This is a genomic window from Deinococcus sp. HSC-46F16 (genome assembly GCF_024171495.1).
Taxonomy (GTDB): domain Bacteria; phylum Deinococcota; class Deinococci; order Deinococcales; family Deinococcaceae; genus Deinococcus.
Genome location: NZ_JALJZW010000005.1, coordinates 210,188 through 223,956 on the forward strand (window position 1 = coordinate 210,188; position 13,769 = coordinate 223,956).

The window sequence follows — 13,769 nt, forward strand, 5'->3', positions numbered from 1 at the left end:
GGGCCAAGTGGCGGATGCCGCGCCGCCGGGACCGTGCCACGCTGACCCCATGCCCCCGCGCCGTGAGACCGCCCTGCACCTCCTCCTGACCCACCCGGACGGCGAGCGGATGGCCCGGCACACCCTGACGGTGGACACGCGAACCTATTACGGGGCGAACGTGATGGAAGCGGCGCAGGCGGCGGACCTGTCCGTGCGCCTCCTGCGGCGGCTGGCCTTCAGCCCATTGGGAGAGCAGGACGGCGTGGTGCGGGCCGAGACGGTCTGGCACGTCCACGCCGACGACCTTCCCTCCGGCCTGGTCTGGCAGCGCCCCCAGGACTGGCCCGAGCGCGAGCGGCCCTGGGCACACGCCGCCCTGAGCCCCCACACCCCCCGGCGAGCACCCTGGTTTCATCCCGACTGGCCCGCCGGGACGCTGGCGTGGCTGGACGAGGAACTGCGGGCACAGGGCCTGACCCGGACAGGCGAGCCGACCGTGCTCAAGCACTGGCAGATCAGCCTGCTGTGGCGGGTCCCGACCTCGGGTGGGGCGGTGTACCTCAAGGCGGTGCCGGACTTCTTCGGGCGGGAGGTGCGGGTGACGCCCGCGCTGGCGGCCGGGGTGCCGGGCGCCGCGCCCCCCGTCCTCGCGGCGGACGGGGGCCGGGGCCTCCTCCTGCTGGCCGACGCCGGGACCGACGTGGACGCGCCCGACCTTCCCACCTTGATGCGGCACCTCGCGCGGGTGCAGCGGGCCTCCCTGCCCCTTCTCCCCGAACTCGGGCTGGAGGACCGTGGCCCCGCCCAAGTGCGCTCGCGGCTGGATGACCTCTTCTCCGACGAGGTACTGCTGGTGGGGGAGGAAGGCGGCCTGACCTCCGAAGAGGCGGGGCAGTTACGCGACCTGCGCCCCGAGCTGGAGGCGGCCCTGACCCGGCTGGAGGCCAGTTCCCTCCCCCTCACTCTGGGACACGGTGACTTGCACGGGGGAAACGTGGTCGAGCGGGCGGGCGGGTTCACCCTGCTGGACTGGTCGGACGCCTGCGTGACCCACCCCTTTCTGGACGCGAACGCCGCCTACCTGACCGCCCACGGCGTCCCCGCTCCATCTGAAGAAATCGCCGCCGCGCATGAGGCTTACCTCTCCGAGTGGGCCGACCTCGCCCCCTTGGCCGACCTCCGCGCCCTGCACGCCGACGCCCTCCGCGTGGGCGAGCTGTTCCGGGCGCTGGGGTACGTGGACAACATCCAGCTCCATGTGGAGGACCCCCAGGAATGGCGTGGGGCGCATTTGGAGCATCTCCGAAGACTGCTGCCGGAGTAGGTCAGGCGGGCGGGTGCTACCCTCCCCCGCGTGTCGGCCGCTGCCTCCTCCACCACCGCCCCGCAGGGCACCACCCGCGAACTGCTCACGCTGGCCGGGCCACTGATGCTCTCCAACCTCGCCTACACGGTGGTGGGCCTGACCGACACGCTGCTGATGGGCCGCCTCGGCGTGGTGGAGGTAGGCGCGGTGGGGTTCGCGCATATGTGCCTGCTGACGCTGGTCCTGCTGTTCCGGGGCAGCCTGAACACGGCGGCCACCTTCGTGGCCCGCTCGCTCGGTGCGGGGGATGAGGCGGGGGTGCGCCGCTGGGCGAGCGTCTTTCTGGGCTGCGGGCTGGTGGGGGTGCCGCTCGCGCTGGTGGGGCCGTGGCTGCTCGACGCCCTGTTCGCCCTGCTGCGACCCGACCCCAGCATTACGGCAGTGGCGCGAGCCTACGTGGGGATTCGCGTCTGGGAGGTCCCGGCCCTGCTGCTGGGGAGCGCGGCTCTGGCGGTCATGGTGGGGCTGGGCAACACCCGCACGCCGATGCGCCTCGCGTGGCTGGTGATGGTCGTCAACGCGGCCCTCGCCGTGCTGTTCGTCTTCGGCCTGGGGTGGGGAGTGGCGGGGGCGGCGTGGGCCTCGGTGATCGCCGTGACCCTCCAGAATGGGCTGGCGCTGTGGCTGCTGGGGCGCCTGCACGGGCCACGCTTCGGGCGGTTCTGGCCTGCCCGCCCCACCCGCACCGAACTCGGCAGCCTGGGGCGGGTGAGCCTCCCCGCCGGACTGACTGAACTGGCGGAGGTGAGTGCCTTTACCGTGTTTCAGGGGGTGATCTCCCGGCTGGGGCCGACCGAACTCGCCGCCTCGCAGATCGCCAACCAGCTCGCCAGTCTGGGATTTCTGCCCGCCTTCGCCCTCTCGTCGGCCACCGGGAGCCTGCTCTCGCGGGCGCTGGGGGCGGGCCGGGCGGACATCGCCGCCCGCATCGGCTGGCGGGGAACCGGGCTGGCTGCCGCCTTTATGGGCGTGCTGGGGGTGCTGTTCCTGACGCTGCCGGAGACCCTGATCGGCCTCTTCAACCGCAGCCCCGAGGTGCTTGCGCTGGGGGCGGGTGTGCTCGCGGTCATGGCCGCCTACCAGATTCTGGACGGGGTCGCCATCGTGCTCGGCGGGGCGCTGGGCGGGGCGGGCGACACCCGTTTCCGGCTGATCGTGACCCTGGTGGGCGCGTGGCTGGTGATGGTGCTGGGCGCGACCCTGCTGGCCCCCCGCTACGGGGTGGCCGGGGCGTGGGCGGCGGCACTCGTCTTTATCGCCTTTGCCGCCGTCGCCTACGCGGTCCGCTTCGCCTCCGGGCGCTGGGTGCGGGCGCGGCTGTGAGGGGAGAGCCTCAGTCCGCCGGGGCCGCGAAGGTGGCGACGACCGGGGCATGGTCGGAGGGCCGCTCGTGCTGCCGGGGTTCCACATCCACCGTGCAGGCCCGGCACTCGGCGGCCAGGGTGGGGGAGACGAGCACGTGGTCAATTCGCAGCCCCCAGTTCCGGGGAAACCCCAGGCGACCGTAGGGCCACCAACTGAAGACGCGCTCGGGTTGCTCGTGCAGTCGGAAGGCGTCGTGCAGGCCGAGGTCGAGCAAGGCACGGAAGGCCGCCCGCTCCGGTTCGCTCACCAGCACCTGCCCCTCCCAGCGCTTCGGGCTGTGCACGTCGCGGTCTTCCGGGGCGACGTTGAAGTCGCCCACAACCGCCAGCCGCTCATGCCTCGCCAGCTCCCCCCGCAGCCACTCCCGCGCGGCAGCCAGCCACTCCAGCTTGTACGCGTATTTGTCCGACCCCACTGCCTGCCCGTTGGGGACATAGAGGCAGGCGACCCGCACCCCGCCCACCGTCGCGGCAAGCACCCGCCGCTGCTCGTCCTCGAAGCCGGGGATGCCCGTCTGCACGTCGTCCAGTGGCGTGCGCGAGAGCAGGGCCACCCCGTTGTAGGTCTTCTGCCCGGAGAACGCGGCCGAGTAGCCCAGGGCGGCGAAGTCGGCGGCGGGGAAGCGGTGGTCCTCCAGCTTGGTTTCCTGCAACGCCAGCACGTCGGGCTGCTGCGCCTCCAGCCAGGCCAGCACCTGCGGCAGCCGCACGTTCAGCGAGTTGACGTTCCAGGTGGCGAGCTTCACCGGAACCTGCCGGGGGAGGAGGGAAAGGGAGCCTGCATGGGGCGATGATGCCACGCGGTCCCTACCGCCCGAGCGCCGCCCGTCCCCGCACCCGCCGCGCCCTTAGCGCCTGCGCCGCCAGCGCCAGCACGAACTGGAGACCCAGGACTCCCGCCACCGCCCCCGTGATGCTCGCGTCCAGCGCGAGGGCCACGGCGTACCCCAGCACGCTGGCACTCAGGCCCGCGCCCAGCGCGAGGGCGAGCGCCGTCCCCAGCCGCCGGGTCAGCAGCAGCGCGGTCGCGGAGGGCACGACCAGGAAGGCGACCACCAGCACCGCTCCCACCGCGTCGAAGGCCGCCACGACCGTCAGCGCGACCAGCGTGAGCAGCGCTCCCGACAGCACCTGGGGTGAGAAGCCCAGCGTGCGGGCCAGGCCGGGGTCGAAGGTGGAGAGCTTCAACTCCTTGAACAGCCCGCCCACGAACAGGGCATTCACCAGCAGCATCCCGCCCACCAGCACCCACGCGGCGGGCAGGCCCAGCCAGCCGGTCCGGAAGGGCGTGTACGCGATCTCGCCGTACAGCACCGCGTCGAGGTCGAGGTGGACGTTGCCGTAGTTCAGGCTCACCGCGATCACTCCGGCGGCGAAGAGGGCCGGGAAGACCAGCCCCAGCGCCGCGTCCTCCTTCACCCGGCCGCTGCGGGCGATCAGGGCACTCAGGCCCACCGTCAGCAGCCCGGAGAGCGAGGCTCCCACCAGCGCGGGCAGCGTGGCGAGGCTCCCGCCGCTGAGCCAGTACCCGGCCACGATCCCCGGCAGCGCGGCGTGGCTGATCGCGTCGCCCAGCAGCGCCTGCCGCCGCAGCACCAGAAAGAGGCCGGGCAGCGTGCACGCCCACGCGACGAGCACGGCGGTCCCCAAGATCACGAGGTCAAAGGGAAGGGTCACCGCGGCCCTCCCGCGAGGTCACGCAGCAGCCGTGCCCGTGCCCGCCTTTGCCGGGCCAGCCCCGCAAGCAACCCCCGCCCCGGGGCCAGCAGCAGCGACAGCACCGCCAGGGCCGTGGCGGTGAGCACGGTGACGGCCCCGGTGGGCAGCCCGGCCCCCCCCTCCGGGGAAAAGGCCAGGCTCAGCGCTGCCCCCAGCCCCCCACTCAGCGCCCCGAACCCTCCGGCCAGCCGCAGCATTCCGCTCAGACTGCGCGTCCACTGCCGGGCGGCGACGGCGGGCGCGATCAGCATCGCGGCCATCAACACCACGCCGACCGTCTGGAGGCCCAGCATCACGGCCAGCACCGTCAGCGCGGTGGACAACGCGGTCAATCCCGCCACCGGCCAGCCCTGCACGGCGGCGTAATCGGGGTCAAACAGGCTGATCTGGAGTTCCTTGTGCAGCGCGGCGACGGTGCCCAGCGCCAGCGCCCCCAGCACCGCGAAGCGGGTCACGTCCCCGGCGGTCAGCGCCGCCGCCTGCCCGAAGAGGAAGCCCTCCAGCCCCGCCTGCGCCGCGTTCCCGCTCTGCCCAATGGCGGTCAGCAGTGCGATCCCGATGCCGAAAAAGGTGCTGAAGGTGACCCCCAGCGCCACGTCCTCCTTCAACCGACTCTGGCGCAGGATGGCGAGGGCGAGCAGCGAGGCCAGCAGCCCGCTCAGCCCGCCCCCCACCAGCAGGCCCAGCGTGTCGCGCGTGCCCGTGAGCAGGAACGCCGCGCAGATGCCCGGCAACGCCGCGTGCGCCACCGTGTCCCCGATCAGGCTCTGCCGCCGCAGCACGCTGAAGCAGCCCAGCGTCCCCGCCACCAGCCCCAGCAGCGCCGACCCCAGCACGATGGAGCGCAGGGTGTAGTCGGTGAAAAAGTCGGCGGGGCTGAGGCTCATGGCTCTCCCCCCGCCAGCGCCGCCGCGAGTGCCCCGTGCCGCTCGCCGTAGGCGGTGCGGAGGTTGGCGGGCGTGAACGCCGTCTCCGTCGGCCCCGCCGCCACCAGCGAGACGTTGAGGAGCGCCACCCGGTCGAAGTAGTCGCGCACGGTGTCGAGGTCGTGGTGAACGACGACCACCGAGCGCCCCTGCCCGCGCAACTCGCGCAGCACGTCCACGATGGCCCGCTCGGTCACCGCGTCCACCCCCGCGAAGGGTTCGTCCATGAAGGTGAGGTCGGCCTCCTGCGCGAGCGCCCGCGCCAGGAACACGCGCTGCTGCTGCCCCCCCGACAGCTCGCTGATCTGCCGCCCCGCGAAGTCGGCCATGCCCACCCGTTCCAGACACGCCAGTGCCTGCGCCCGCTCGCGCCGCCCCGGACGGCGCAGCCAGCCCAGGCGTCCATACAGGCCCATCGTCACCACGTCCAGGGCACTCGCCGGGAAATCCCAGTCCACGCTGGTCCGCTGCGGCACGTAGGCCACCCGCCGCCGCACCCGTGAGAGCGGCGCACCGAAGAAGACTGCCTCGCCCGCCAGCTGGGGAACCAGTCCCAGCGCGGCCTTCAGCAGCGTGCTTTTGCCCGCCCCGTTCGGCCCGATGATGGCGGTCAGCGAGGCGGCAGGGACCTCGAAGGACACGTCCCAGACGGCGGGGTCCTCGAAGTAGGCCACGCTCAGGCCGCGCAGGGCCAGCGGGGGCGCGGCAGGTGCGTGGGTCGCGGAGGCGGTGCCCGGTACGGTGACCGTCATCGCAGCCCCTCCACGATGGTGGTGACGTTGTGCCGCACCATTCCCAGGTAGGTGCCTTCCGGCGTGCCGGGGTCACCCGCCGCGTCCGCGTAGAGGGAGCCGCCGAGTTCAACCGCGTGCCCCCGTGCCCGCGCCGCCTCGCGCACCGCCTCCACCGTGCGGGGCGAGACGGTGGATTCGACGAACACGGCACGGATGTCCCGCTCGTCCAGAAACGCCGCCAGTGCCCGCACCCGTTGCCCTCCCGCCTCCGCGACCGTGCTGATCCCTTGGACCCCCTGCACCTCCACCCCGTACCGCCGTGCCATGTAGTTGAAGGCGTCGTGCGCGGTCACGAGGACCCGCTGCCGCTCGGGCACCGTGCGGAACTGCGCGGCGGTCCAGCGGTCCAGCTCCTCCAATTCGCCCAGGTAGCGGGTCAGGTTGGCCGCGTAGACCTCGCGCCCGTCAGGGTCCACCCGCGTCAGGGCCTTGGCGGCCCCCCGCGCCACCCCCGCCCACAGGGTGGGGTCAAACCAGATGTGGGGGTCGGGCGCTCCGGCGGGTCCCAGCAGGCGGTCACGCGGCAGCGTCTCAAACAGGGCCACGCTGGGCGTGCGCGTATTCAGCGCGTGCAGCACATCCACCATCTTTCCTTCCAGGTGCAGCCCCCCGTACAGCACGAGGTCCGCTCCCGCCAGCCGCCGCACGTCGCCTGCCGACGCTTTGTAGAGGTGGGGGTCCACCCCCGGCCCCATCAGCCCGGTGACCCGCACCCGCTCGCCCCCGATCACCGCCGCGAGGTCACTCAGCATGTTCACGGTGGTCACGACCTGCACCCGCCCGTCGTCCGGGGTGGTGGGGGAGGGGGCACAGGCGCCCAGGCCCAGCGCGGCGAGGAGCAGGAGGCCACGCTTCATTCCGCCCCCCCATGCACCTGCACCTGCGCGGCCACGCCCAGCGCGAGGGTGAGGGGGCCGCCCGCCAGCGTCACGGTCAGCGTGCCCAGCGCCGCGTCCACCCGCGTGAGGGTCAGGGCCGCCCCTGGCGTCAGCCCCGCCGCCACCAGCGCCCGCAGCCCCGCCGGGTCGCCGTCGGGCACGCGGGCGACGGTCGCGGCCTCGCCCGGCGCGAGCTGCGAGAGTCGGCGCTCGGCGCGGGTGGGGACCTCGCCCCGCACCGTCGGAATGGGGTCCCCGTGCGGGTCGTGGGTGGGGTCGCCCAGCCACGCGGCGATGCGGGCTTCGAGCCGTTCGGACAGCGCATGTTCCAGCCGCTCGGCCTCCTCGTGCACCTCGTCGAGCGGCACGCCCAGCGCCCGGTGGAGGAACAGTTCCAGCAATCGGTGGTGCCGCAGGACCTCCAGCGCCACCCGCTCGCCCTCGGCGGTCAGGCGGGCACCCTGGTACGGCGCGTGCGCGACGAGGCCCTGCTCACTCAGCTTGCGGAGCATCCCCGTGGCACTGGCCGGGACCACGCCCAGCGCGTCCGCCAGGGCCTGCGTGTTGACCTTGCCGTCCTGTCCCAGCACGTACAGGTGTTTGAGGTAATCCTCGGCGGAGGGGGAGAGGAGGCGGGCCGTCATGCCCAAGTTTAGGCAGGCCAAAAATTAAGATTCAAGGGGGCAAACCCCCCCCATCCCTGCGGGAACTTTTTGGCCCCTTCCCGCCTCCTACCCTGTGAGGTGGCCTTGAATTCCCTCCCCGACGAGCAGCTTGTGCCCCTCGCCGCGCACCCCGGTCCCCACCGGGAAGCGGCCTTCGAGGTGCTCGTGCGGCGGCATTCGTCCCGGCTGCACCGCCTCGCCTCGGGGATGGTGGGGCCGGGCAGCGCCGACGACGTGTTGCAGGAGGTGTGGGTAAGTGTGTACCGCAGCGCCCAAGGCTTTCGCCGGGAGGCGCAATTCACGACCTGGCTGCACCGCATCACCCTGAATGCCTGCCACAAGGCGCTGGCTGTCCGTTCCGCCCTGCCCCTGGACGAGGCCCCCGAACCCACCGCCCCCCACAACCCCGCCCGCGCGGGCGAGCAGGCCGACCTGCGTGCCCGCCTCGCGTGGGCGTTGTCCCGGTTACCCCCCGAACAGCGCGACGCCGTGACCCTGCGCGAACTCGGCGGGCTGGACTACGCCGAGATCGCCGGGGTGCTGGGGGTGGAGGTGGGCACCGTGAAAAGCCGCTTGAGCCGGGGCCGCGCGGCCCTGCGCGAGCTGCTGAGCGCCGTAGGCGTGACCCCATGACCCCGAGAACTGGAGCCCCCACCATGACCGACGCCGACCTCGACTTCCTCCTCGCCCAGGCCCGTGCCGAGACATCTGCCGACACGGGAGCCGCTGACCGCTTCCTGGCCCGGCACCGGGCGGCGCTGCTCCCACCCGCCCGCCGCACCCCCCTCTGGCCCCCGCTGCTGGCCGTGGCCGCTGTCCTCGCCGGAGTGCTGGTGCTGCGGCCCACGCCCGCCCTGCCCGCCAGTGCCGCCTACGACGTGTATCAGGGCACGCTGGGGGAGGGCTGGTGAACCGGGCACTCGCCCTCGCGCTGGCCCTGAGCGTCCCGGCCCAGGCCGCCGCCGCAGACGACCTCGCGGCGGCCCTGCGCCAGTCGCGCACGCTGGCCGCACGGGGCGAGGCGGAGGTCAGCGTGTACTTTCCCCCCCGCGCAGTGCCCACCCGAATGGCAGCCCGGCTTCCGGTGGTTCCCTCTCGCCCCGCGCTGCTGGCCCGCCACTTCAACGTGACCCGCCAGGATGCCCCCGCTTCCATCGCGGGCCGCGAGGTCACCCGCTATGACCTCACTCCCAAGGTGGGGCAGGCCGCCCGCTGGACCCTGTGGATTGACCGCGCCTGGAACGTGCCCCTCGCCTACGAGGAACGGATGCCCGACGGCACCCTGGCCCGCCGCGCCGCCCTGACGCGGGTGCTGCCCCAGCCCGTGCGGGTGCAAACGGAGCTGCCGCCCATCCCCGAGGGCCTGCGGGGAGCGGTCCTGGCCGCGCTGCCCGGCCTGCGCTTTCCCCCTGGCTTTGTGCCCGTCTCGGCCGAGCCGCGTGCGGGGGGCGGCGTGACCGTCTCGCTGAGCGACGGGATCAACGTCCTCGCGCTGGTCGTCGCGCCCCGCAACGTCCGGGCCGCGCCGGGGGTGGCCTCGCGGCGGGTGGGCGGGCGCTTCGTGTGGCTGGTGGGGAACCTGCCGGGCGGGCCGCTGAGAAACGCGCTCTCCGCCATCCGTGAAGTGGACGAGACGCCCTTGGGAACTTTCCTGCCCGCCCCCGACTCCAAGAGGTAATCATGCCCCTGCCCCCCCTCTCCCGCAAGCTCACCGCCGAGGACGCCGCCCACCTGCTGCGCCGCACGGCTTTCGGCGCGACAGATGCCCAGATTCGTGCGCTGGCGAATCGTCCCGCCCGCGAGGTGGCCCGCGACCTCCTCTCGTTTGGCGACGACCGCGCCCCCGGCAACCCCTTCGACCCCTCCAGGGCCGCCACACCCGGCGCGGGGATTCAGCTCACGCGGGCGGCGTGGCTCTTTGAACTGCTGTACGGCCCCCACCCCCTGCGCGAACTGCTGGCCCTGACCTGGAGCAACCATTTCGTGATCGGCACCGACAAGGTGCGGAACGTGCCCATGCTCGCGGGCTACCTCGGCCTGCTGCGCCGTCACGCGGCCACGACCGACTTCGCCCGCTTCACGCTGGAGGTCGCGCAGTCGCCCGCCATGCTGCGGTACCTCGACAACGACCAGAACCGCAAGGGGCGGCCCAACGAGAACTTCAGCCGCGAGTTGCTGGAACTGTTCACGACCGGCATCGGCCCCTACACCGAGGACGACGTGCGCGAGGGTGCCCGCGCCCTGACGGGCTGGACCTTCGACGGCGGGCGCGGCAACCAGAACTTCCTGCAAGACGCCCGCTTCGTCTTCCGGCCCGGCCAGCACGACAATGGACGCAAGACCTACCTGGGCCAGAGCGGCAACCTGAACGGGGAGGACGTGATTCGCATCGCGGCGGGCCATCCCGCAACGGCCACTTTTGTCGCCCGCAAGCTGCACCGCGCCCTTGTCGCGGACGAGCCGGACGCGGCAGCGGTGGCGGCGAGCGCCGACACCTTCCGCCGCACGAACGGCAATGTCCGCGCGGTGCTGGAAGAACTCCTCGCCAGCGAGCACTTCTACAGCCGCCGCGCCGCGATCATCCGGAGTCCGGTGGCTTTCCTGGTGGGGGCGGTGCGGACCCTGGGCCAGCCGAAGCTGGAGGCCAAGCAGATTCTGACGCTCGCGCAGACCGCCGGACGGATGGGCCAGCTTCTCCTCGAACCCGACACCGTGAAGGGCTGGGACGGGGGCCGCGAGTGGATCAACGACACCACCCTGCTGCTGCGGATGCAGGTCGCGGCCTCGCTCACCACCGCAGGCACCGCGCCGAAGCTGGAAGCGCAACCCTCCGACCTCGCCCTGCTGGGCACCGAACGCTCGCCGCTGGCCGCTGTCACCGGGGGACTGAACCCCAAGCAGCGCCTGTACCTGACCCTGATCAGCCCCGAATTCGGGCTGGCCTGAGGCTCCCCGTGACCCGACTCAAGTGGCCCCAGAGGTGACCATGACCGTGGACCGACGCGACTTTCTGAAATACTCCGCCCTCGCGGTGGCCGCCACCAGCGGGATGCCCGGTTTTCTCGCTCGTGCAGCGGCGCAGGCAGCGACCCAGCCCGCTGCGGGCGGCAAGACCCTGGTGGTGATCCAGCTTACCGGGGGCAATGACGGCCTGAACACGCTGGTGCCCTACTCCAACGGGGCCTACTACGCTGCCCGTCCCAATATCGCCATCCCGAAAAAGGACGTGCTGACCCTCACTGACGACCTGGGGATGCATCCTTCCCTCAAGCCCCTGATGCCCCTGTGGGAGAGCGGCCACCTCGCCTGGATGGAGAACGTGGGCTATCCCAACCCCAACCGCTCCCACTTCGCCTCCATGGCGATCTGGCACACCGCCGACCCCACGCAGGCGCAGGCGGAAGGCTGGATCGGGCGGGTCGCCGAGAAGATCGGGGACCCCTTCTGCGCGTCCAACCTCGGCGGCACCACCCCGCAGGCGCTGCGGGCTTCCGACTTCAGCCTGCCCTCCATCGACCGGGTGGACGGCTTTCAGGTGAGGCTCCCGGCGGGGCTGGACGGGGCCTTCGAGCGGCTGCTGACCCTCCCCCGCGAGGGCGAGGCCGACTATCTGGGCCGCGCCGCCCGGCAGATGGTGGCGAACACGCGGGAGGTGCAGGCGAACGTGGCGAAGTACCGCCCCGGCGCGAAGTACCCGGAGGGCCGCTTCGGGCTGAACCTGCAAGACGCCGCCCGCCTGATCGCTGCCGGAACCGGGCAGCGGGTGCTGTACGTGAGCCTCGGCGGCTTCGACACCCATGCGGGCCAGCGGGCCGAGCAGGACGAGCTGCTGGCGACCCTCGCCTCCGGCCTCGCGGCGTTCCAGGCCGACCTGGAGGCGCAGGGCCTCGCGGACCGGGTGATCGTGATGGGCTTTTCCGAGTTCGGCCGCCGGGTGGCCGAGAACGCCAGCGCGGGCACCGACCACGGCCAGGGCAGCGTGATGTTCGCGCTGGGCAAGGGCGTGAAGGGCGGCGTTCACGGCGACAGCCCCGACCTCGAAAACCTCGCGGACGGGGATATCCGCTACAAGCAGGACTTCCGGGGCGTGTATGCGGGGGCGCTGACGCACTGGCTGGGCCTGAATGCCCGCGACATCCTGCGCGGCGACTTCGCGGGGCCGGGATGGGTGGCGTGAGGGGGGACGGCGCCCGGCTGGGCGGTGCCCTGCTCGCCGGGCTGGTCCTGCTTTCGGCCCCAGCGGCGTTGGCCCTGCCCAAATACCGGGTGGAGGCCGCCCGCTTCCTCGGCCACGACAAGGACGACCCGCTGTGGCAACTTTCCGGCAAGGTGATGCCCTGCGTGACCTGCCACACCCAGCCGCAGGGGGGCAAGGGCTGGAACCCGTTCGGCCAGAGCCTTCAGGCCGAGTTCCGCGCCCAACCGCAGGCCAGCTTCCGCACCGTGCTGCGCTCGGTCCTGGCGCGAGAGGCCGACGCGGACGCCGACGGCTATCCCGACGCGCTGGAATTCTTCGCCCGCACGCTGCCCGGCGACCCCCGGAGCAAGCCTGCCAAGTCCCTGCGCGACCTCCGGGCCGAGTTCGAGCAGGCGGGCGGCTTGCCGGAGGAGAAGCCCAAAAAATAGACCCCGCGCCCGGTGGTGGGCGTGGAGCCTGATTCGGAGGGGAAGGAGCTTGCCTTCCCCATTCGCTTTGAGATTCAGGCGACCAGTTCGGCGCGAATCACGGGGAGGCGCCGCCCGCCCGCGATCTGACGCACCACGTCCTCGCGCACCTCGTTGGCGCGGCCCAGGCCCAGGTCGTCAATCAGGCGCACAAAGTCATGGAGGGTGTACGGCCCCTCGTTGCCCTGCGCGTAGAAGAAGTAGGAGGCCAGCTCCTCCATCGTCAACTGTGACATGCGCTTAATTTAGCATTAACGCTCTGAACATTTTCTGACGGTCATGTCCGAGCTTCTCAGCTTCCTCTCCCACGTCACCCACATCGCCTCAGGGACGTAACCCAGCCGGGTATTCACGCGCAGCATCGGCAGATTCAGGACAGCGCCCCCGGTCCCGGCACGGGTGTAGCCCTGCGACTTGGCCCAGGCCAGCGCGTGCGCCTTGACCAGCGTGGCGAGGCCCCGGCCCCGGTGCGAGGGGTGGGTGGCGGTGAGGTCGCTGGAGACTTCGGCCGTGCCCTGAAGGGTGCGGTGCTGCGGCAGCGTCAGGCGGGTCAGCGCCACCACCTCCCCCCGGCGCCGCACCACGAAGACGGCCTCTTCGCGGGCCATCACCTCCCGCAGGGCGGGCAGGTCCAGGGGCGCGGTCATGGTCGTCGGGTTGCGCGGCACGTCGGCCTCTCCCTGGCGGTGCAGGGCATACAGGGCCTGCCACTCGGCCTCCGGCGCGTCCATGCGCCAGCGCTCGACCTCATAACCCTCCAGAAAGAGGCGTTCCTCCAGTGCCCGGAACCGCTCGGGGTCCCACGCGCTCAGGTCGAGGTGTGCTCCCCACGACTGCCAGGCGTTGCGAAAGCCTGCCGCCGCGAAAAAAGTCATCTTCTCGGAGAAGTCCTCACGGGTCACGCCCAGCAGCCGGGTGTACTCGGCGGGCCACTCGGCCAGCAAGGCGAGATAAAGGGGGCTGAACGCCGCCCCTTCCCCCGCGAGGTCCAGCCGCAGCGCGTCCGGAGCGCTGTCCCCGAAGAGCGAGAGGTGCGCGGTCGCCACGACCTCGCCGCCTTGCACGGCCACGAGGCGCTGCTGCTCAGGCCGCGTGCTCTCGCGGAAGTGCTCCGGGCGGTAGGTCCACAGCCCCCGCACGCTGCGGGTCACGAGGTCGGCCACAGCGGGCGCGTCGGCCTGCTGAAAGGGGCGGAGGTGCAGGGGAGGGGCGGTGTCGGTCACGCTCCCATCCTTTCCCCTCCCCGGTCCAGAGGCGAATCTCAGGCATACGCCGGATGGCTTAGGGGTGCATATGCGCCGAACCGACCTCAGCCTTTGCGTGCCCCAGCGCGACTCCGGACAGAAGCACTGCAATTCATGGCGAGCTCACATTCACGGAATGGCTTGACAAGATTACGGCCGGAGCGTA

Annotated in this window: 16 protein-coding genes; 8 read left to right on the forward strand and 8 right to left on the reverse strand. The window is 72.1% G+C overall.

What is annotated here, in order from left to right; translation table 11 throughout:
- Positions 1-49 precede the first annotated feature (49 nt).
- On the forward strand, positions 50-1,306 hold the full coding sequence (locus L1280_RS12135) for a phosphotransferase family protein (protein ID WP_253582558.1): 1,257 nt from the start codon (positions 50-52) through the stop codon (positions 1,304-1,306).
- A 30-nt stretch (positions 1,307-1,336) separates the two neighbouring features.
- On the forward strand, positions 1,337-2,671 hold the full coding sequence (locus tag L1280_RS12140) for an MATE family efflux transporter (protein ID WP_253582559.1): 1,335 nt from the start codon (positions 1,337-1,339) through the stop codon (positions 2,669-2,671).
- Positions 2,672-2,681: 10 nt separating this feature from the next.
- Here the strand turns inward: L1280_RS12140 and L1280_RS12145 are convergent, their stop codons facing one another.
- The 6 genes from L1280_RS12145 to L1280_RS12170 form a co-directional block, all read right to left on the reverse strand.
- A complete protein-coding gene (locus L1280_RS12145; RefSeq protein WP_253582560.1) occupies positions 2,682-3,458 on the reverse strand; it encodes an exodeoxyribonuclease III in 777 nt (258 codons plus the stop codon).
- Between the two features lie 61 nt (positions 3,459-3,519).
- Complete coding sequence (locus tag L1280_RS12150; RefSeq protein ID WP_253582561.1) at positions 3,520-4,389, reverse strand: metal ABC transporter permease; 870 nt, start codon at positions 4,387-4,389, stop codon at positions 3,520-3,522.
- Positions 4,386-5,318 (reverse strand): metal ABC transporter permease, encoded by a 933-nt coding sequence (locus L1280_RS12155; RefSeq protein WP_253582562.1) that lies wholly within the window; start codon positions 5,316-5,318, stop codon positions 4,386-4,388. Before L1280_RS12155 ends, L1280_RS12150 begins: the two co-directional genes overlap by 4 nt.
- A complete protein-coding gene (locus L1280_RS12160) occupies positions 5,315-6,109 on the reverse strand; it encodes a metal ABC transporter ATP-binding protein (RefSeq protein ID WP_253582563.1) in 795 nt (264 codons plus the stop codon). The genes L1280_RS12155 and L1280_RS12160 overlap by 4 nt, the downstream gene beginning before the upstream one ends.
- Complete coding sequence (locus L1280_RS12165; protein ID WP_253582564.1) at positions 6,106-7,008, reverse strand: metal ABC transporter solute-binding protein, Zn/Mn family; 903 nt, start codon at positions 7,006-7,008, stop codon at positions 6,106-6,108. Before L1280_RS12165 ends, L1280_RS12160 begins: the two co-directional genes overlap by 4 nt.
- Positions 7,005-7,673, reverse strand: a complete 669-nt coding sequence (locus L1280_RS12170; RefSeq protein ID WP_253582565.1) for a metal-dependent transcriptional regulator — start codon at positions 7,671-7,673, stop codon at positions 7,005-7,007. The genes L1280_RS12165 and L1280_RS12170 overlap by 4 nt, the downstream gene beginning before the upstream one ends.
- 99 nt (positions 7,674-7,772) lie before the next feature.
- Here L1280_RS12170 and L1280_RS12175 point away from each other — a divergent pair, with 99 nt between their 5' ends.
- The 6 genes from L1280_RS12175 to L1280_RS12200 are packed head-to-tail and all read left to right on the forward strand — an operon-like array spanning position 7,773 to position 12,320.
- Positions 7,773-8,327 carry an RNA polymerase sigma factor gene (locus L1280_RS12175; RefSeq protein WP_371922913.1) on the forward strand — a complete coding sequence of 185 codons (555 nt, stop codon included), beginning with the start codon at positions 7,773-7,775 and terminating at the stop codon, positions 8,325-8,327.
- Positions 8,328-8,350: 23 nt separating this feature from the next.
- Complete coding sequence (locus tag L1280_RS12180; RefSeq protein ID WP_253582567.1) at positions 8,351-8,605, forward strand: hypothetical protein; 255 nt, start codon at positions 8,351-8,353, stop codon at positions 8,603-8,605.
- Positions 8,602-9,372 carry a transcriptional regulator gene (locus L1280_RS12185; protein WP_253582568.1) on the forward strand — a complete coding sequence of 257 codons (771 nt, stop codon included), beginning with the start codon at positions 8,602-8,604 and terminating at the stop codon, positions 9,370-9,372. The genes L1280_RS12180 and L1280_RS12185 overlap by 4 nt, the downstream gene beginning before the upstream one ends.
- Positions 9,373-9,374: 2 nt before the next feature.
- Positions 9,375-10,640 carry a DUF1800 family protein gene (locus L1280_RS12190; RefSeq protein WP_253582569.1) on the forward strand — a complete coding sequence of 422 codons (1,266 nt, stop codon included), beginning with the start codon at positions 9,375-9,377 and terminating at the stop codon, positions 10,638-10,640.
- Between the two features lie 40 nt (positions 10,641-10,680).
- A complete protein-coding gene (locus tag L1280_RS12195) occupies positions 10,681-11,871 on the forward strand; it encodes a DUF1501 domain-containing protein (protein WP_253582570.1) in 1,191 nt (396 codons plus the stop codon).
- Entirely contained in the window at positions 11,868-12,320 is a 453-nt protein-coding gene (locus L1280_RS12200; RefSeq protein ID WP_371922914.1) for a hypothetical protein, read from the forward strand. The genes L1280_RS12195 and L1280_RS12200 overlap by 4 nt, the downstream gene beginning before the upstream one ends.
- 74 nt (positions 12,321-12,394) lie before the next feature.
- Here the strand turns inward: L1280_RS12200 and L1280_RS12205 are convergent, their stop codons facing one another.
- Entirely contained in the window at positions 12,395-12,595 is a 201-nt protein-coding gene (locus tag L1280_RS12205; RefSeq protein ID WP_253582572.1) for a hypothetical protein, read from the reverse strand.
- A gap of 15 nt (positions 12,596-12,610) precedes the next feature.
- Positions 12,611-13,582, reverse strand: coding sequence for a GNAT family N-acetyltransferase (locus L1280_RS12210; RefSeq protein ID WP_253582573.1), 972 nt, complete (start codon positions 13,580-13,582; stop codon positions 12,611-12,613).
- Positions 13,583-13,769 lie beyond the last annotated feature (187 nt).

Bases quoted from the DNA above. Each gene is read 5' to 3' on its own strand.
- L1280_RS12135 (WP_253582558.1), top strand. From the start codon at position 50: ATGCCCCCGCGCCGTGAGACCGCCCTGCACCTCCTCCTGACCCACCCG.
- L1280_RS12155 (WP_253582562.1), bottom strand. From the start codon at position 5,318: ATGAGCCTCAGCCCCGCCGACTTTTTCACCGACTACACCCTGCGCTCC.
- L1280_RS12160 (WP_253582563.1), bottom strand. From the start codon at position 6,109: ATGACGGTCACCGTACCGGGCACCGCCTCCGCGACCCACGCACCTGCC.
- L1280_RS12165 (WP_253582564.1), bottom strand. From the start codon at position 7,008: ATGAAGCGTGGCCTCCTGCTCCTCGCCGCGCTGGGCCTGGGCGCCTGT.
- L1280_RS12170 (WP_253582565.1), bottom strand. From the start codon at position 7,673: ATGACGGCCCGCCTCCTCTCCCCCTCCGCCGAGGATTACCTCAAACAC.
- L1280_RS12180 (WP_253582567.1), top strand. From the start codon at position 8,351: ATGACCGACGCCGACCTCGACTTCCTCCTCGCCCAGGCCCGTGCCGAG.
- L1280_RS12190 (WP_253582569.1), top strand. From the start codon at position 9,375: ATGCCCCTGCCCCCCCTCTCCCGCAAGCTCACCGCCGAGGACGCCGCC.
- L1280_RS12195 (WP_253582570.1), top strand. From the start codon at position 10,681: ATGACCGTGGACCGACGCGACTTTCTGAAATACTCCGCCCTCGCGGTG.
- L1280_RS12205 (WP_253582572.1), bottom strand. From the start codon at position 12,595: ATGTCACAGTTGACGATGGAGGAGCTGGCCTCCTACTTCTTCTACGCG.